Source organism: Sphingobium sp. ZW T5_29 (assembly GCF_044987515.1).
Taxonomy (GTDB): domain Bacteria; phylum Pseudomonadota; class Alphaproteobacteria; order Sphingomonadales; family Sphingomonadaceae; genus Sphingobium.
Genome location: NZ_JBJDRM010000003.1, coordinates 152,143 through 168,780, shown reverse-complemented (window position 1 = coordinate 168,780; position 16,638 = coordinate 152,143). Strand labels below are relative to the sequence as shown.

Annotated in this window: 15 protein-coding genes; 6 read left to right on the top strand and 9 right to left on the bottom strand. The window is 61.0% G+C overall.

The window, feature by feature from the left end; translation table 11 throughout:
• Positions 1-8 precede the first annotated feature (8 nt).
• The 8 genes from ACI3KQ_RS03395 to ACI3KQ_RS03360 all read right to left on the bottom strand — a co-directional run bounded on the left by ACI3KQ_RS03395 (position 9) and on the right by ACI3KQ_RS03360 (position 9,490).
• Positions 9-1,145, bottom strand: a complete 1,137-nt coding sequence (locus tag ACI3KQ_RS03395; RefSeq protein WP_404954793.1) for a glycosyltransferase family 4 protein — start codon at positions 1,143-1,145, stop codon at positions 9-11.
• Between the two features lie 3 nt (positions 1,146-1,148).
• Positions 1,149-2,027, bottom strand: coding sequence for a sulfotransferase domain-containing protein (locus ACI3KQ_RS03390; RefSeq protein WP_404954791.1), 879 nt, complete (start codon positions 2,025-2,027; stop codon positions 1,149-1,151).
• Positions 2,024-3,160: a glycosyltransferase family 4 protein gene (locus ACI3KQ_RS03385; RefSeq protein ID WP_404954788.1), complete on the bottom strand. Its 1,137-nt coding sequence runs from the start codon at positions 3,158-3,160 to the stop codon at positions 2,024-2,026. The genes ACI3KQ_RS03390 and ACI3KQ_RS03385 overlap by 4 nt, the downstream gene beginning before the upstream one ends.
• Before the next feature lie 120 nt (positions 3,161-3,280).
• A complete protein-coding gene (locus ACI3KQ_RS03380; RefSeq protein ID WP_404954786.1) occupies positions 3,281-4,516 on the bottom strand; it encodes an outer membrane beta-barrel protein in 1,236 nt (411 codons plus the stop codon).
• Positions 4,516-5,091, bottom strand: coding sequence for a polysaccharide biosynthesis/export family protein (locus tag ACI3KQ_RS03375; protein WP_404954784.1), 576 nt, complete (start codon positions 5,089-5,091; stop codon positions 4,516-4,518). Before ACI3KQ_RS03375 ends, ACI3KQ_RS03380 begins: the two co-directional genes overlap by 1 nt.
• A gap of 120 nt (positions 5,092-5,211) precedes the next feature.
• Positions 5,212-6,057 carry a sulfotransferase family protein gene (locus ACI3KQ_RS03370; RefSeq protein ID WP_404954782.1) on the bottom strand — a complete coding sequence of 282 codons (846 nt, stop codon included), beginning with the start codon at positions 6,055-6,057 and terminating at the stop codon, positions 5,212-5,214.
• A 22-nt stretch (positions 6,058-6,079) separates the two neighbouring features.
• Positions 6,080-7,324, bottom strand: a complete 1,245-nt coding sequence (locus tag ACI3KQ_RS03365; RefSeq protein WP_404954780.1) for a DegT/DnrJ/EryC1/StrS family aminotransferase — start codon at positions 7,322-7,324, stop codon at positions 6,080-6,082.
• Between the two features lie 18 nt (positions 7,325-7,342).
• The gene (locus tag ACI3KQ_RS03360) at positions 7,343-9,490 is read right to left on the bottom strand and encodes a polysaccharide biosynthesis protein (RefSeq protein ID WP_404954778.1); all 2,148 of its coding nucleotides are present in this window, start codon (positions 9,488-9,490) and stop codon (positions 7,343-7,345) included.
• 372 nt (positions 9,491-9,862) lie between these two features.
• Here ACI3KQ_RS03360 and ACI3KQ_RS03355 point away from each other — a divergent pair, with 372 nt between their 5' ends.
• The 6 genes from ACI3KQ_RS03355 to ACI3KQ_RS03330 all read left to right on the top strand — a co-directional run bounded on the left by ACI3KQ_RS03355 (position 9,863) and on the right by ACI3KQ_RS03330 (position 15,890).
• Positions 9,863-11,053, top strand: a complete 1,191-nt coding sequence (locus ACI3KQ_RS03355) for a glycosyltransferase family 4 protein (protein WP_404954776.1) — start codon at positions 9,863-9,865, stop codon at positions 11,051-11,053.
• Positions 11,050-11,646, top strand: a complete 597-nt coding sequence (locus ACI3KQ_RS03350; protein ID WP_404954774.1) for a sugar transferase — start codon at positions 11,050-11,052, stop codon at positions 11,644-11,646. The genes ACI3KQ_RS03355 and ACI3KQ_RS03350 overlap by 4 nt, the downstream gene beginning before the upstream one ends.
• Positions 11,609-12,520 carry a formyltransferase family protein gene (locus tag ACI3KQ_RS03345; RefSeq protein ID WP_404954772.1) on the top strand — a complete coding sequence of 304 codons (912 nt, stop codon included), beginning with the start codon at positions 11,609-11,611 and terminating at the stop codon, positions 12,518-12,520. The genes ACI3KQ_RS03350 and ACI3KQ_RS03345 overlap by 38 nt, the downstream gene beginning before the upstream one ends.
• Positions 12,521-12,524: 4 nt before the next feature.
• On the top strand, positions 12,525-13,208 hold the full coding sequence (locus ACI3KQ_RS03340) for a PIG-L deacetylase family protein (RefSeq protein ID WP_404954770.1): 684 nt from the start codon (positions 12,525-12,527) through the stop codon (positions 13,206-13,208).
• Positions 13,209-13,727: 519 nt separating this feature from the next.
• Positions 13,728-14,474, top strand: a complete 747-nt coding sequence (locus ACI3KQ_RS03335) for a LuxR C-terminal-related transcriptional regulator (RefSeq protein ID WP_404954768.1) — start codon at positions 13,728-13,730, stop codon at positions 14,472-14,474.
• 36 nt (positions 14,475-14,510) lie between these two features.
• Positions 14,511-15,890 (top strand): lipopolysaccharide biosynthesis protein, encoded by a 1,380-nt coding sequence (locus ACI3KQ_RS03330; protein ID WP_404954766.1) that lies wholly within the window; start codon positions 14,511-14,513, stop codon positions 15,888-15,890.
• Positions 15,891-15,943: 53 nt separating this feature from the next.
• On the opposite strand, the gene ACI3KQ_RS03325 is transcribed toward ACI3KQ_RS03330, so the two are convergent.
• Positions 15,944-16,630 (bottom strand): LuxR C-terminal-related transcriptional regulator, encoded by a 687-nt coding sequence (locus ACI3KQ_RS03325; RefSeq protein WP_404954764.1) that lies wholly within the window; start codon positions 16,628-16,630, stop codon positions 15,944-15,946.
• Positions 16,631-16,638: the final 8 nt, after the last annotated feature.

Below are 16,638 nucleotides of genomic sequence, written 5' to 3'. Positions count from 1 at the left end.
GCTTGTGCTCATCCCGTCGCGGCAGCCCGTAGGGAAACGGGCGCGTTGGCCCGTCTGCCACGCGCATCATCATAAAGCGCCAGATGGGCGGTCGCGCAGCGTTCGATCGAAAATCGGCGTGCACTTTCCAGCGCTCCGGCGGACAGCGCGGCATAAGCCGCCTCATCCGACAGGGCGTCAGCCATGGCGGACGCCAGAGCCTCAGCATCCCCCGGCGGCACTAGTACCCCATTCACCCCCGGCACAATCATTTCCCTGTTGCCGGCCACATGGGTGGCCACCATGGGCAAGCCGCTGGTCGCCGCTTCGATAAGCGAAATGGGAAAGCCTTCCCATAGCGAACTGTTCACGAACAGGTCCGCCTGACGCATCAGCATGTCGACATCGCGCCGAGCGCCGAGCAATTCCACATTCTCGCTGGCGCCAGTGGCGTCTACCAATGCTTGCAGTTGCTGCAGCATTGGCCCACCCCCCGCGATCGATATGCGTGGCTTGCGACCCTGGGGCGCGAGCGCGGCGGCCAGCAACCGCGCGGCGCCTACCAACGTCGGATAGTCTTTTTGCTCCGACACCGTACCGACGGCCAGGATGCTGGGGTTCCGCAACAGCTCCTGCCGGGGTTTTGCGGCATGAAACCGTGGATTGGCGGCGTTCCAGATCAGCTGAACCGGTTTGCGGCTGTGCTGCCGCAGGGTTGCCTCACATTGTTCACTGATCGCGACATAGCGGTCCACGATCCCGTTGAAGAAGTGGAAGGCCATGGGCGGAAAGGACAGGCGGCTGTTGTGATGGGTCAGGATCACCGGCACTCGCGGACGCGCCAGTGCGATGATGGGGAGCGCGCGGGCGGTATGGCTGTGGATGACGTCAGGGCGCGAAGTTCGCAAGGCATGGCGCAGGGCGCGCGCGCCCGCGATCCAGGCGTTGCGGCTGTGCAGGCCCAGCGATAGCGCATGACCACCCGCCAGTCGGATGTGGTCCATCATCGCGGCTTCGGTGTCGCGGTCGTTGCCGATCTGAGACGCGTCGCTCAAGGCGATGACGGTCGCGTCATGGCCGACTACCACAAAGCGTTCCGTCAGGTCGCGGGCCAGCATTTCCGCACCGCCGCAGGTAAAACTTGTGATGATCGAACAGATGCGCATCGGTCACCGGCTTTCGCGGAACGACTGGAAGTCAGGGTGAGTGATGGCGATCAGCGCCTTGGCTTCCGCGGACAGGTCGCGGCGGCATCGCTCGACGATCAGGTTCGCCTGATCATCCTCAAGCCATTGGCCGAAGGTTCCCGCCTTGCCGCTGCGCATCCGCATGCTTTGGGTGTCGGTGCGGTCATAGTCGTGGCCTGGGATGCCGCCGTCCCGTTCCTTGTCGCGCATCCGGTCGAACCGCGCGGCGGAGATTGCTCTTGCCAATATGTCGGGCCGAAGCTCGACACCAAGGAACCTGAGGATGCCGGTAACCGCATCATCGGGGTCGGTGAGCATCTGTTCGTAGCTGATGATGTGATGCGGATGGTTCTTCAATCCCTCAGCCCAGCCATTGAGATAGGAAATCAGCGCGCCCAGGCCATAATGTTCCTCCGACAGGAACGCGTCCATCTCGCCCGAAAAGCTCCTTTTGTGCCGCGTCGCGTGGAAATAGGCGGATACGATCACGTCGCGTGGGTCGCGCACCAGGAAAAGCACCGGCCGGTAGGGGAATAGCTGTTGACGATAGGGCAGATGGCTCACCAGCACGAGCGGCAGGTCGGCCTTTGCGCCCCTACCGGTGAAGGCATCGACGCCGCGAACCGGATCACGATCGAAATTTGGCAGCACGCGAAAAGTGGTGGTAAGATCGGGCTCAAACCCCAGCCCGGCACATTCCGCGAAGTAACAGGACAGGAGATAGCGTAGCCACGTCCGCCCGCTCTTGGGATAGGACACCAGAAAGGCGTCGGCGCTCGCCGCCACCATGCGTAGATAGGGTTCGTCCCGCCACCGCCGCTTTACCGTCCGGGCCAGGGTCTTCAACATCATCGCCTTCATTGCTCCGCTCCGATGGGATGATCCTTCAACACTTCGAAAATGACCGACCGCCAGCTGGCCAGGATATGGTCCATATCGAATAGCGTCATGCGCGCCTTTGCCGCGTTGCTCAGCGCCTGGCGTCGATCGGGATCGCGGCAAAGCACGGCCATCGCATCGCCCAGCGCCGGGACATCGCCGTTGGGCACCAGTACGCCGCTACGACCCTGCTCGATCATTTCCGCCGGTCCCCAGGGGCAGTCGAACGAAATGACCGGCAGGCCCCCGGCCATCGCTTCGCCCACCACAATACCCCAGCCTTCAAAACGGGACGACAGGACGAACATGTCAGACTGGGCGATCCATTCGCCCGGCTGGCGGGTAATGCCCGGCAGGGTGACTCGACCGGACAGGCCCAACCTGTCCCGCTGCGCTTCCAGTGCCGCGCGATCAGGGCCTTCGCCCCAGATCACCAGGCGCCATTCGGGAATATCGGTCGCCACGCGGGCGAAGGCGTCGATCAGTCGATCGAAGCCCTTCTGCGGCACCAGCCTTCCCACGGCCCCGATGGTCCTGCCATCCGAAATGCGTGGCATGGCGGCGGCAGGTGGCGGTGCCGGGTTGGGGATGACCCATCCCCGCACCGTCATCGTGCGGGCGAAATGGTTCATCGCGCCTTGGGTCATGGTGACTAGTCCCGCCGATTGCGGATATGTCCATTGGCGTAGTCTGCTCCAGACCGACCCTACGGTTTGCAATTCGGGATTATTGCGTTCCGACACGATCACCGGCACGCCGATCCGCCGGGCGCTCAGCACGGACAGTATGTTGGTTCGCGTCAGGAAGCTGATCACCAAATCAGGTGCAGCTTCTTCAATGGCGGCTTGCAGCCTCTGCCTCCGCTTGAACATGGTCAAGGCTGCGGCAGGGGCGGGTCTGCGGCGGGACTTCATGCCCAGGCGCACGATGCGAACGGCTGGATGGTGGCTATAATAGGCCGGTGTCGCCTCATCCTCGAATACGATCAGCCTGACCGTCCAGCCCAGCGCTGCAAAATGATTGCACAACAGGCTGACGATATGTTCCGACCCGCCTGCTCCCAACCCTGGGAGGACGAAGGCGATGTTCGGTGGTCGGCTTGCGCGGACGAGCATCAGGCATCCTTGTTCACAACATGATGTTGCTGCCAAGTTTCTGTGCCAGGACCTTACAAGTCCATTGCGCGTAGGGGGTAGGCGGCGACCCTTCGGATGAAAGGGCCGCCGCACAATGGGTTAGTAGTGAAGCCGCAGTACCAATCCGGCACGGATGCGCTCGAATTCGTCGAACGGATTGGAACTCGCGCGTTTGGCATAACGCACGTCGGCCGCGATCGCGATGCGGCGGTTGAGCGAATATTCCAGCTCTCCGGTCACCCCGTAGATTTTCTGAACGTCGCCTGCGCCAAAGAATTGGCTGCGGCGATAGACCAGACCCACTTCGCCCCTCAGATTGTGACGAATTTCCTGCTGGACGCCCAGGCGGAAGCGCATGTCTTCGCGGGATTGGACCCCGATGCGGTAGGTTGCGACATTGCCTATGAACCCGTCCAGCGTAATAGCTGTGCGCGTCTGCGGCGAATAGGTCATGCTGACCTGCGCAGACAGGCGGGTGCGCGCTTCGATCGATGAATCCTTGGGATCAAATCGATAGAGGCCCACGGCTGCTTCGCCGCGAACCGTGCCACCCGGATCAACGGCGACCCCCACGCGCCCGCCATAGGTGGACGAATCGCGATCAGGGCTGCCGACCGGCGTGATCCTGTAGTCACGCTTTGACACAAAGCCTTCGACAAAGCCATTTATCAGCGGCGTGGCTCGCACCAGGACGCGCCCCAGGACCCCATAATTGTCAAGCTCACGATCATCGTCCAGGTCGCTTAGATATCGTGATCGGCTGGCGGTCCCGCGCACCATGACCCCAAACCGCGCCCCTTGGCGGGTGTAGGACAGGTCGCCATTCAACACGTTGAGTTTGCGCGGGCCGATCAGGGTGGCGACGCGCGCTTCAGGCTCGCCGCGATCCTCTACGACGCGGCTCCAGCTCGCCTCAGCCGTAACCTTGTCGGCGGCTGATGGCGTCCAGGTTGCCCCCGCGGCGACCTCTCCAGCTTCGGCATTTTCGCGGTCATATTGAAAATAACGGCGAAAATTACCGACGGCGCGAGCCGAAAGCTGGAGCGTGCCGCCAGATCGGACCAGCGCCACATAGGGGTTGACCAGCAGCTTGAAGTCATCCTTTTCATCGGACGCCTGGGCATAGATGTTGCTGTCATATTCCAGCCGGGTGTCGACCCCGATTGTGGCCGTTGCGGTGCCCAGCCTCAGCGGCGTGGGCACGAACAAGGCGGATGGAACATCCAGGAACGTCTCGCTGGATCGAAGATCCTGTGCATGGGCCACGGTGGCTGGCAGGGCGCTGCCGACGACCGCGATGGCGATGGCGACCTGCGCCGATGACCGGTTCCGCATCAGAACCACTTCTCATAGATGCGGATCGTATCGCCTGGCTGGATGATGTCGCGTTCGCTGGCCCGGCCTTCAACCTGACGGCCATCGATTACGCGGGTGACCCCGACATTGCCTTGTTGGGCGCGAAAGGTGTAGCCGCCTGCCGCAGAAACGGCCGCCAGAACCGACATGCCAGCGCGATACTGATATTCGCCAGGACTTTTGACCTCACCCAGCACATAGAAGGGGCGCAGCCTGACCGGCTGCACGCTGACAGTCGGAGCGTTCAACAATTGTCGTTGCGTTAACAGTTCCGCGATGCTGGTTTGCAGTTCCGGCACGGTCTTGCCGCTGGCAGGAACGTCGCCCAGGACCGGCAGGGCGATTTGGCCTCGGTCGTTGACGACATAGCTCGCCTCGGTTGCACCGGTGGGCGTAAGGCCAGGGATTGAAACCCGGACTTCATCGCCAGCACCCAGACGGTAGGCGACTGTCGGGGCGGGTGGTAGGCTCGCTAGGTTGGAAAGACCGCTGGAACAGGCTGCCGTCAGAACGAAAATGCCCAGGCAGACACAATGGGTGAACCGCTTGCTCATCTGTTTCCCCTCTCAACTGACGGTCGGAGTGTAAGCCTTTCCGGCACGTTGCGGCGAGCAATTTCGTATCGGGCACGGGCGAAAAGGGGATATTTCGCCAGCGCTTTTGGGATGTTTTCCCTATGCTGCCAGGCGGGATCTTTGTTTCCAATGGCTTAGGTCGCGGTCTATGAGTGTTTCCAGGTCGTCAATGTCCCGCGCATAATAGTCCATCATGCGCGCTCGCAGCGGATCGGACAGCGGCGGGTACTGAATTTGACGGGCGAACAGTCCGCGCACCCTTTCGAACATGCTGTTGCCCCGCAGCGGTCGGGCAGCTTCCTTAAGCGGCGCCAGCGCGGTGCGCACCGGCAGGGGCAGGAATCGCTCGCTACTGTCGTTGCGCGGGTTTGCCCCTACTCGCTTTGAATAATGGCAAAGTGCGCCAATATGTGCGCTGACCGTCGCTACCGTCTGTTCAGGCGTGGCCTTTACATCCTCGAACAGGATGATCTTGATCTGGTCAGCGCTGAAATGGACAAGCCAGCGGCGGATATGACGGGCATAGAGGCCATCTTCCAGAAAGCGCGGTTGATCGCTTGGCCGTCCGTCCAGATAAGCTTCCGGTCCCTGCGTCACGGTGCCACGCCGGAACAGCATCTTATAGTCGGAATAGGCGCGGTCGACGGGGTTGCGCAGTTGTACGACCAGCCGGGCCTGCGGCAGGACCGAAGCCATGCGTGCGGCTGCCAGCGGATGGGCGAGATAATCTGCAGATTTTTCGCCCAGCAACTGGCCAGGCGCCGCTCCGTCGAAGAAGCGGCGATAATGATCGAGTCCGCAATCATATTCCTGGCTGAAGAAATGCGGTTCCGGCGCGGGCAGATAGACGGCGGGATTATCTCTCAACTGGTTGTGGATCCAGGTCGTGGCGCCCTTGACCGCGCCAATGATAACAAAATGTGGCAGGCGATGATTGATCGTCATGCTTTTGCGCCTCGCTTTTTCTTCAATTATCCAGTTCAGCCAATGCTATCCGCAGGCAGTTGGCCATGCGGTGCATGTCATATTCGTCGAGCAGATGGTCGACAGGAAAGGCGATGCTGCGCCGCCCGGCCTCGCGCGCGGCGGCCAATGCCCCGTCGCGCTGCGGTGCGATTTCCTCAAACGCCGCCTCTTGAGACATATCCGCGCAGGATCCGCTGCCCACCGGCATGCCCATGCGGCACATCCGGTCAATGACTGCAGCGGTTGTTCCAGCTCCACCCAGCCGCGCCGGGTCTATCATGACGTAAAGGCGGTAGAAGGCATGACCGACATGATCGGGGATCGCAGGCACCTCAACACCCGTCTCATCGGCCAGCAATCGGGCCAGGGCATCCGCATTCCGCCGCCGTTTGGCTATCCAGCCAGGAAGTTTTGCCAACTGTCGCCGACCGATGGCCGCCTGCATTTCGGTCATGCGCCAATTGGTGCCGAAACTGTCGTGCAAGTAGCGAAAGCCACTCTCCGTCGGGGGGCTGAAGAATTTGTCGGGATTCTTGCCGTGGTCCTTATAAGCCCAGGCCCGTTTCCAGTGCGCTTCGGTCCGCAGCAGCAGCATGCCGCCTTCGCCACCCGTCGACATGATCTTGTCCGTGCAGAAGGAGAAAGCAGCCGCGTCCCCCAGCGATCCTGCCATCTGGCCATTCCGGCTGGCCCCATGCGCCTGGGCACAATCCTCGATCAGCCACAATTCTTTCGCATCAGCCAACGCGCGCAGGGCCAACATGTCGCAGGGCCAACCGCCCACATGGACGCAAAGGATAGCGGAGGTTCGCGGCGTGACCATCCTGCGTGCCGACGCCGGATCCATCCCGTTGCTGACCGGGTCTATGTCCGCGAAGACCGGCGTTGCACCCACCGCGATGACACAGGCGGCGGTCGCGAAAAAGCTGCGGCAGGGGACGATGACCTCATCGCCCGGCCCCACCCCCAGCGCGCGGAGCGCCAGCTCCAGCGCAACGGTGCCGTTGGACACGGCTATGCCATGGGGCATCCCGCAGAAAGCGGCGAATTCGGCTTCGAATTGACGCGTCTGTTCGCCATGCATCATCGAATTGACGCGCCCGGTTTCGAGCAGCCGCACAACGGCGGCAATCTCGTCCGGTTCGTGCTGGGGCCAGCGCAGTTCGGGATGGTCAAGCGGGCTTGGCCGCTCGTTGCCTGCCAGGCTCTGGACGGTAAAAAGGGAAGCGGCGGCTGCTTGGATCATATGTTGCTCCTGATAAGGTCAGGCGACGTCGCGCGGCAGGGGCGATGGCGCTGCGGGTAAAGCCGGTGCGGATTCAGCTCCCCGCGGCATCATGAACACCGTGTCCTGGCTTTCCGCAGCGAGCCGACGCAATATTTGCGCCCAGCGCGAACTGGCCGACGCCGCGACCATCTCATGGGTCAGGCGGATCAATTCCCGTGAATCCCCCGCCGCGATCAGCCGGGCCAGCTGGCCAAATCCTTCGACAAGCATTTCCAAGGGAATGGGCGATGGCATCGCCTCGAAAATACCCGGAATGGCGCTTTCGATCTTGTCTTCCGATGTATCGAACAGTTCCTCGAACAGCTTTTCGCCTGGACGCAGGCCGATGAACTTGATCGGCACGTCGATGTCGGGGCGAAGGCCCGCCATGCGGATAACTCTTCGAGCAATTTCGACGATCTTCACTGGTTCGCCCATGTCCAGGACGAAGATGGTGCCGCGTTCCGAATCGGTTTCCAGGGCGCGGGCGCTGCTCTGCAGGATCAGCAGCACGGCCTCCTGCACTGTCATGAAAAACCGTTCTATGTCGGGGTGGGTGACCGTCAGTGGCTTACCCGCGGCGATCTGGTGCTGGAACAGCGGGATCAACGACCCGCTGGACCCCAGCACGTTGCCGAACCGGACCGTCAGGAAACGCGGGCTGTCAGGGTCGCAACTGCCGATCAGGTCCAGCGCCTGACAATAAAGCTCGCCCAACCGCTTGGTCGCGCCCATCAGGCCAACGGGATTGACTGCCTTGTCGGTCGATATCTGGACCATGGCGCGCGCTTCGAATTCGCAGACGGCGTCTGCGACATTGCGCGTCCCCAGCACATTGGTGTGGACACCTGCGCAGGGATTGGCCTCTACCATCGGCACATGCTTGAGCGCGGCGGCGTGGAAGACGATTTCCGGCCGCCGCCTTTCGAACACTTGCCATAATGCCGCGCGCTGGCGGATGGAGCAAAGTTCGGCATGGAAACGGACGTCGGGGAATGATTCCCTTGCTTCCAGCTCGATAGCATAGAGGTTATATTCGGCGTGATCGAGCAATATGATTTCGGCCGGGCGGTAATAGGCCAACTGGCGAACCAGTTCGCCGCCGATCGTTCCGCCCGCTCCCGTCACCATGATGCGCGCGCCAGTGACGACCCGTTCCAGATAACTGTGCTGGACCGTGATTTCAGGGCGGCCCAGCAGTTCGGCGAGCGGCATTTTTTCGATCGACAGACGGTCGCCCTTGTCCGGCTGGGCGCCGGTCCACGGGTTGCGGAATCGTGAAACGATTAGATTTTCTTGCTCGGCAGCCGCTGCGATGCGCAGGATCTGCTGGCGGTCCAGCCGCTCGCTGCTTTCCTGCACCACCAGACTGACCGGGCGTTTGCCCGCGCGATCCAGTTGGGCGACGATCTGAGGCAGCATGTCGGGTGAACCCAGGATCGGGAGGCCGCCGACCTGAAGCCGTCGGTCGCGCCCGTCAAAGGAGATCACGCCGACAATCTCAAGGCCCGACTGGGTATCGGTCGGGACCAGATCGGCCATCACCCGCGCCCAGTCCAGTTCGCCCAGCAACAGGATGCGGCGTCGCGTCTGCGCGGACTGTTGCAGCCGCGCGGTGCGAAGATAGCGGAAGAAGGCCCGCCGCGCGACGCGAACAGCCAGCAGCGCCGCCACCGTGATCGGAACATTGACGGTCAGGAAGGTCGCCATCATGACGCGATACATTTTCTGTGGAATGACGAACCCGGCGGTGACCATCCAGATCAGCCATGAGGTGACGAGCAGACTGCCTGCGACGCGCAACGCATCTCCGACCGACACGAATCGCCAGCTCCGTCGATAGGTGCCGATCATGAACAGCATCGCCAGATTGACCCCGACAAAGGCAATGGCGAACCTTGGATCATACATTGTGGGCGACATGCTCAGGCTGGAAAGTATCATCAGCGACAGCTGGAATGCCGCCAGCATTGCCAGCGCATCGACCATCAGGATCGTGGCGAGCCTGACGGCGCGGGCGCGGAGCGGGCTCTTTTCGACGAATGCCCGCCCGACTGCCTCGATCCGCATCAGCAATGTCGTGGCAGGAATATCATGCTGGACATCGGGGGTCCGATCCTGCCTGGTGGACGCAACATTCGACATTCCGGGCTCCCCGTAGCGATCCTGTCCAGGCGGAAAGGAAGAAACCGGCAGCAGATGGAAAACAGATGCGCGGCTACTTCCGACATCCGCCGGTCTGCAATCAAGCTATCGGAAGCTTCGCCGCACGGTAATCGGTCGATCAGACACTATCCTTTATCCCACGCTGGTCCCGCCTGAAGCGATCGGTGGCGCTTTTGGCTATTCGCGCTTCCCATGCGCGCAATGGCGAGGCGCGATGCAGCGCCTACTCGCCGCCGCACTGCCTCAAAGGGGTAATCTACCGATGCACAGGCCTTGCCGAGCAGGCGCTGTGATACCCCGGCAAGGCAGTGGGCGATCGGCGGTCCTGTTTCAAGGAAGGGTCAGTGCAGAATGAAGGTGGTGATCCTTTCCAGCCTGTCCTGGTCGCTCATCAACTTTCGCGGCGCGTTGATTGCCCGCATGGTGGCGCAGGGACATGATGTGCTGGCGTGCGCACCTGACGAAGAGCCTGAAGTTCTCGTCCGGCTGGCAGCCATGGGCGTGCGGTTCCGCCGGACACCGATGGCGCGGGCGGGGACCAACCCGTTGCACGACGCGCGAACCCTGTTCCATTATCTGTGTCTGCTGCGGGCCGAGCGGCCCGATGTCGTGATTGCCTACACGCAAAAGCCCATCATCTACGGCGGGCTTGCCACACGTCTGCTGGGGCGGTCCCGCTATTTCGCGGTCATGAGCGGGCTTGGCTATGTCTTCAGCGGCGAAGCGCGGGAACGCCGTTGGCTGCGTACTGCAGTGTCGCGGCTTTACCGTAGTGGCGTGCGCCGGGCCGAATGCATCTTCGTGTTCAACAGCGACGATCATCGAGAGATGTTGGATAGCGGCATCGTTTCGCCAGACCAGCGCGTGATGCAGGTGCCGGGGTCGGGCATAGACGTGCGCCATTTCGCGCAGGCGCCCTTGCCCGATGGCCCCTTCACCTTCCTCATGGTGGGACGGCTGATGCGCGACAAGGGCGTGGGCGAATATGTCGAAGCCGCGCGCCTGTTGCGGCGCAAGCACCCCGACGCCCGTTTTCTGCTATTGAGCCGCCCAGAGACTGAAAACCCGACCGGCTACAGCACCGCCGACCTGCGGCAATGGCGGGAAGAGGGGCTGATCGAAATTCTACCTGAAACCCGCGATGTCCGCAGCTTTGTCGCATCGGCCCATGTCTTTGTTCTTCCGTCTTACTATCGTGAGGGATTGCCCCGCACGATCCTGGAGGCGCTGGCGACCGGGCGGCCGGTGATCACTACGGATATGCCAGGTTGCCGCGATCCAATTCAGCCGGGGGTCAATGGCCTGTTGGTTCCACCCCGCGATGCACTGGCGTTGGCCGCCGCGATGGAACGTCTGGCATCCGATCCGACGCTGGTCAGGAATATGGCTCAGGCTGCGCGTCAAAAGGCCGTGGACATCTATGATGTCGACAAGGTGAACTCCATGCTGCTCGATGTCATGCGGCTGCAAGGCAAGGATTCCGTCTCGGCGACCCCGTCTAGAGGCGCTAGCAGAGCCATACTCACGCCGGAGGGTGCATGATCCCACTGGTCCGACCGGCGGCGTGGAGTGCGGCTGTCGGCTTGCTGCTCGCGTCACCGCTTTTGCTGATATTGGGGCTGCTCGTCCTATCCAGCGTGGGACGACCCATATTGTTCCGACAGGTGCGCAGTGGGAAGGGCGGACGTGAATTTGAGATGCTCAAATTCCGCAGCATGCGCGATCTGACCAATGACAAGGGCGTTCCCCTGCCCGACCAACTGCGGGTGACGGTCGTGGGGCGCTTTCTACGGCGCTCGCGGCTGGACGAATTGCCCGAACTGATCAACATCGTGCGCGGCGACATGGATTTCGTGGGGCCGCGTCCGTTGCTTCCGCACACAATCCATGCGCTCGGCGAAGCGGGCAGGATACGCGGCCTTGTCCGTCCCGGCCTCACCGGGTTGGCGCAGGTCAGCGGGAACACGCTGCTGACCGTCGAGGAAAAGCTTCGATACGATCTCTGGTATGTAGGCAACCGATCTGCGGCGCTTGACGCCCAGATACTAATGCACACGATCGGGGTGGTGATCGCCGGGGAAAAAAGGATCGATTGGCATGCCGATGAAGCGCGCCCTCCTCATTGGGGCGGTTGAAACCACGAGCATCGCGTTTGATGCGCTGATCCGGCATCCCCACTGGACCATTGGCGGGGTTGTTACCCTGCAACCTGAACTCAGCCACCGCCATTCGGATTTCACCGACATAACTGTGGCGGCGCGTGCCAAGGACTGCCCCGTGATTCATGTCGATAACATCAACAGGGACGAAGCATTGGATGCCATGGCAAAAGTACGTCCCGATTATGTGTTCGTCATGGGCTGGTCCCAGATTTGCGGGCCGCGCTTCATGGAGCGCTTCAGCGACCGCGTCATTGGCTATCACCCTGCGGCATTGCCCCGGCTTCGTGGCCGGGCCGCCATACCCTGGACGATTCTTAGGCAAGAGCCGATTACGGCGGGATCATTGTTCTGGATAGATGCGGGCACCGATACGGGGGCAATCCTGGACCAGCAGTTTTTTCACGTAGCCCCGCTTGAAACCGCATCTTCCCTTTATGCAAAGCATATGGCGGCCTTAACAACGATGCTTGATCGCTCGCTGGGCGCGCTCGCGCGGGACCAAGCGGGACGCATTGTGCAGGATGAGGCATGCGCGACCTGGGCAGCACGGCGGACGCCGATCGACGGCCTGATCGATTGGAGCTTGTCGGCGTCCGAAGTGGCGCGCCTCATCCGCGCGTCGGGGCGTCCTTATCCCGGCGCGTTTACCCGGCTGAATGCGGCTGATCTTCATATCTGGGCCGCATCGGTCGAAGATGCAGAACCGCATCTCGCCCGGCCTGGGCAGGTGATCGCGCGCGCTGAAAACAGCTTTACCGTGATGTGCGGAAATCGCACCGCGCTCGCCGTTACGGACTGGAGCGGGGCTGAAAAGCCGCCCAGATTGCATGTCCAGCTTGGGGAATGAATGAATGGATCTGCTATCGACTGTTCGCAGAATCGCCGTTGTGGCGCCCCACCCGGACGATGAGATATTAGGTTGCGGTGGCACCATGGCGCGCGCGGCCGCGGCCGGGATAGAGGTGCATGTGATCGTGGTCACGCGTGGCCAGCCGCCCCTGTTCGAACAGAGCCTGGTCGATCGCATTCGCCGCGAAACGCTAAACGCTCACGCCATGATTGGCGTTGCGAAGACACATTTCCTCGATTTTCCTGCCGCTGCGCTCGACCAAGTTCCACGCAGCGATTTGAACCATGCCCTGTCAGGTGCGCTGTCGCGTATAGAACCGGACCTTATGCTGGTTCCGTTTGTCGGCGACATCCATCTGGATCATCAGATCGTGTTCAACGCGGCGATGGTTCATGCCCGGCCTCGCTCCAGCAGCGGTCCGGCATGCGTGCTGGCCTATGAAACGCTGTCTGAAACCAATTGGCTGGCGCCCGGTGTCACGCCCGCTTTCATTCCCAATGTCTTCATTGATATCAGCGCCACGATAGACGCCAAGATCGCGGCGTTTTCGAGCTTTGAGACGCAGGTCAAACCGAGTCCCGACGAGCGGTCGATCGACGCCATCCGGGCCTTGGCAACGCTCAGGGGCGCTACGGTCTACCGCCATGCAGCGGAGGCGTTCGTCATGATACGACAGGTGGCATAAGGGGTCGTCCAAGCTGCCGTTGCCGCTATTTCACAGGCCGACTCGCCCATTTTTGCCGTTTCTACCCCCAACGTCTGTCCGCGGCGTCGCCAGCACCATTCATGGTAAATCCGGTAATGGCATGAATGCTCGAATATCAGCTACTTAGCTTTCGCAATCGGCGTCCCTGCGATTCTCTTCCTGCCTTTGCCCCAGCCTTTTAGTTAGGTAGAAAGGGGGCTATATCCTCCGATTCTTAAAACGTTCGTCTTACATCAAAAGGTTTAATTCGGGCCTTTCATTAACGATATGTTGCCTTGGATTTCCAAAAAATACCCGATAAAATCAGTATTTTAACGGAATCTTAGTATAATCCTAAATTTCCATCATGCATTGTAGGACTCTATAGCTGGAAATGTGCTAGTCATAAGTTGTTGAAAGCAAAAGAAAGGGTTGCACTGCAGGCATTTGATAACTGGACTTCCATACTTCTTCGGGGCCTGCGAGCGAAGATGGAAGGGATCATGAGGGGAACACCCAATGGCTTACCCAGTCAATGTGCGTCTGTTGTGCGGAAATGCAATCGTAAGAGAGGGACTTAGCAGGATCCTCATGGATCGCGAGTTCCGAGTGACGCAATTTGCCACTATCGCCTCCGCACTGGAGATGGTGGAAATGCCCGAGGAGGATAACGCTCCGGCGCTCCTGCTCATCGACAATGGGATGGATGATCTTGATGAGGACAAATTGTCTCTCCTCAAGAAGCGATTTTCCTGTTCCTACCTTGTCCTCTTGTCCGACCGCTTCGATTTCCAGATCATGTTGAAGGCGTTCCAGCTGGGCGCGCTGGGCTATATCGTGAAGGAAATTTCCTGCGACCGGCTGGTAGCTACCTTGCGACTGGTGGCAATGGGTGAGCGGGTGCTGCCACCCCAGTTGGCAGATGAATTGCAGTCGCGGCCGAGCCTTGCGGATGCACTGGAAGTCGAACGCCCGGTGGACGCGGCCTGCCTGTCCGATCGCGAACTTGAAATCCTCCGCTGGCTCATCATGGGATGCCCCAACAAGGTCATATCCAAGCGTATGGAAATCAGTGAAGCGACCGTGAAGGTTCATGTGAAGGCGGTGCTTCGCAAGCTCCGCGTCAAGAACCGCACTCAGGCAGCGATCTGGGCGGCTAATCACGGCATGCGTGGCCGTGTGACCGAAGTGGAACCGGATTTGCCGGTCGGCATGCATATTCCGCCTGCCGCGCAGCTTCCGCCCATGGAATTGGCGGCGCGCTGAGCCAATCCTGACAATTACCGGCCCAAAGGGGTCATCATGACATATCCGATCAATCAGGGCGCACCGCGCGCCCTGCGGATACTGCGCGACAGGTTTGGCGCGTTCCTTGTAAAGGGGACGCGCACACGCTTGGTCGCCGTTGGGCATTTACTGTCAGGAAATTTCCTGAATGCCCTCATCATGCTGGTAAGCGTCGCCATGGCCGCCCGGTCCTTGGGACCAGCGACCTATGGCGTCATGGTGCTGGTCCTGTCCTATAATCGGGTCGTGGAGCGCATCCTGCGCTTCGAATCCTGGCAACCGCTAATCCGTTTTGCCGTTCAGGAGGAAAATCGGGCGTCGCCGCGCCGCATGCAGCGGCTCTATTGCTATGGGCTCATGCTGGACATGGGCGCTGCCGCCTTGGCCGCTGTCAGTGCCATTGCGCTGGCGTTGCTCCTGGGTCCCTTATTCGGGCTGCAACCGCTGCATATACAGTTGGTCGCCATTTACTCGATCGCCACGCTTTTCAATATCGCAGGCGTGCCTGTCGCGGCCCTGCGCCTGTCGGGCCAGTTCAAAATGCTCGCCTACGCGCAGGTTGCAGGCAATGTGCTGCGTATCCTTTTTGCCCTGTACTGCATGCTGACCGGCGCCGGCGTCCTGGGATTCATGGTGGCATGGACCGTCGCTCAGGTTTTTGGATCCCTTATCGTTTTCTGGACCGGTTTCCGCGCGCTTCGCGGGATGGGCATAGCGAACCCGCTCCATGCGAAGCTGAAGGGCCTTATCAAGGATTTTCCCGGCTTTTTCGGCTTTGCCTGCTCGACAAATCTATCGCTGACCTTGCGCGTGATCACGACCGAAGCCGACTCCCTCTTTGTCGGTGCGCTGGCGGGCACGAGCGCGGCAGCGGTTTATTACCTCGCCAAGCGGATCGCCAAGGTCGCGATGCAGGTCGGGGCGCAGGTACAGGCCGTGATCTATCCCGATGTCAGCCGTATGTGGGCCAAAGGCAATGTGCGCGCATTTAGGGCGACAACGCTGCAAGTGCAGGCTGCGCTCGCGCTGGTGGGAATCCTCATGCTGGCGGGCGGCTGGCTGATTGGCCCTTTGCTGATCCGCGTGGGGCCGGGCGCGGCCTATTCCGATGCCTATGTCCTGCTCGTCACCCAATTGATCGCGGTGATGCTGTTGTTGCACGCGGCCCCTTCACGATCGGCCATGCTGGCGATGAACCAGTCCTGGCATGTGTTGGCTATTTCCAGCCTTGGAACTGCGATCTTCGTCGTGGTCGCCAGCTATGCGGTTCCGCGCTATGGCGCCTTGGGCGGAAATATCGCCCATGTCATATTGGGCGTGGTTGAGGTTGTGCTTATGGACATATTCTGGCTGCGAAGGTCGCGACGCCCGCAAGTCGCCGCCAACGTCGGCTGAGGCTCGGACGCGGTGCCGGAAGGCGCCGCGCATCAGGCCAGATGCGCCCTTCCCTAATCGCCCAGATCACCGCCGTTGAGCAGATGAGCGACAATCTGTGTCCGGTTTGACGCGCCTTTCAGCGCCATGATCGCTCGCACATGGACCTTCACAGTGCTCTCGCTGATCTGCAGGCGGTTGGCGATATCCTTGTTCGACGCGCCTTGCGCCAATAGTTCCAGCACGTCCCTTTGCCGCCTGGTCAGCGTGGCGAGTTGATCCATTGCCGTTCTGACCCGATCGCTTGTGTCGCCGGACGGGCTGGCCTGAATTTTTAACCGGGTCTGGATAGCCTTGCTCACCGCAACGGGATAGATTGATAGTCCGTCGTTCAGCAAAGCCAAGGCTTCCTGGATGCGTGGTACGCTGATGTTGGACGTCAATACACCATGCGCGCCAGCGGCGATCGCGGACAGCATCAGCCGTTGATCATTATGGTCTGCGATGACCAGGACCGCCACATCTTGCCAGCGCCGTGCGGCTCTGGCGATCTGTTCGGTCAGGGACGCGGCCTCCTCGGGCGTGTCCCCCGCCTGGAACAGAATGACATCGGCTTCGCATTGCGGGGGTCTGTCATCAAGCGTGGCGAGTGACATGACTTTCAGCCCGCTCGATTCCAGCGCCACCGTCATGCACGCGCGGCGAAGGGGGCTTGGATCGATGATAAGCAGTTGTAGCGCTTTGGTTTCGCCCTGTGCCATAAAGCTTT

Coding starts and splice junctions, on each gene's coding strand:
- ACI3KQ_RS03395 (WP_404954793.1), bottom strand. CDS start 1,145: ATGCGCATCTGTTCGATCATCACAAGTTTTACCTGCGGCGGTGCGGAA.
- ACI3KQ_RS03390 (WP_404954791.1), bottom strand. CDS start 2,027: ATGAAGGCGATGATGTTGAAGACCCTGGCCCGGACGGTAAAGCGGCGG.
- ACI3KQ_RS03385 (WP_404954788.1), bottom strand. CDS start 3,160: ATGCTCGTCCGCGCAAGCCGACCACCGAACATCGCCTTCGTCCTCCCA.
- ACI3KQ_RS03380 (WP_404954786.1), bottom strand. CDS start 4,516: ATGCGGAACCGGTCATCGGCGCAGGTCGCCATCGCCATCGCGGTCGTC.
- ACI3KQ_RS03375 (WP_404954784.1), bottom strand. CDS start 5,091: ATGAGCAAGCGGTTCACCCATTGTGTCTGCCTGGGCATTTTCGTTCTG.
- ACI3KQ_RS03370 (WP_404954782.1), bottom strand. CDS start 6,057: ATGACGATCAATCATCGCCTGCCACATTTTGTTATCATTGGCGCGGTC.
- ACI3KQ_RS03365 (WP_404954780.1), bottom strand. CDS start 7,324: ATGATCCAAGCAGCCGCCGCTTCCCTTTTTACCGTCCAGAGCCTGGCA.
- ACI3KQ_RS03360 (WP_404954778.1), bottom strand. CDS start 9,490: ATGTCGAATGTTGCGTCCACCAGGCAGGATCGGACCCCCGATGTCCAG.
- ACI3KQ_RS03355 (WP_404954776.1), top strand. CDS start 9,863: ATGAAGGTGGTGATCCTTTCCAGCCTGTCCTGGTCGCTCATCAACTTT.
- ACI3KQ_RS03350 (WP_404954774.1), top strand. CDS start 11,050: ATGATCCCACTGGTCCGACCGGCGGCGTGGAGTGCGGCTGTCGGCTTG.
- ACI3KQ_RS03345 (WP_404954772.1), top strand. CDS start 11,609: ATGCCGATGAAGCGCGCCCTCCTCATTGGGGCGGTTGAAACCACGAGC.
- ACI3KQ_RS03340 (WP_404954770.1), top strand. CDS start 12,525: ATGGATCTGCTATCGACTGTTCGCAGAATCGCCGTTGTGGCGCCCCAC.
- ACI3KQ_RS03335 (WP_404954768.1), top strand. CDS start 13,728: ATGGCTTACCCAGTCAATGTGCGTCTGTTGTGCGGAAATGCAATCGTA.
- ACI3KQ_RS03330 (WP_404954766.1), top strand. CDS start 14,511: ATGACATATCCGATCAATCAGGGCGCACCGCGCGCCCTGCGGATACTG.
- ACI3KQ_RS03325 (WP_404954764.1), bottom strand. CDS start 16,630: ATGGCACAGGGCGAAACCAAAGCGCTACAACTGCTTATCATCGATCCA.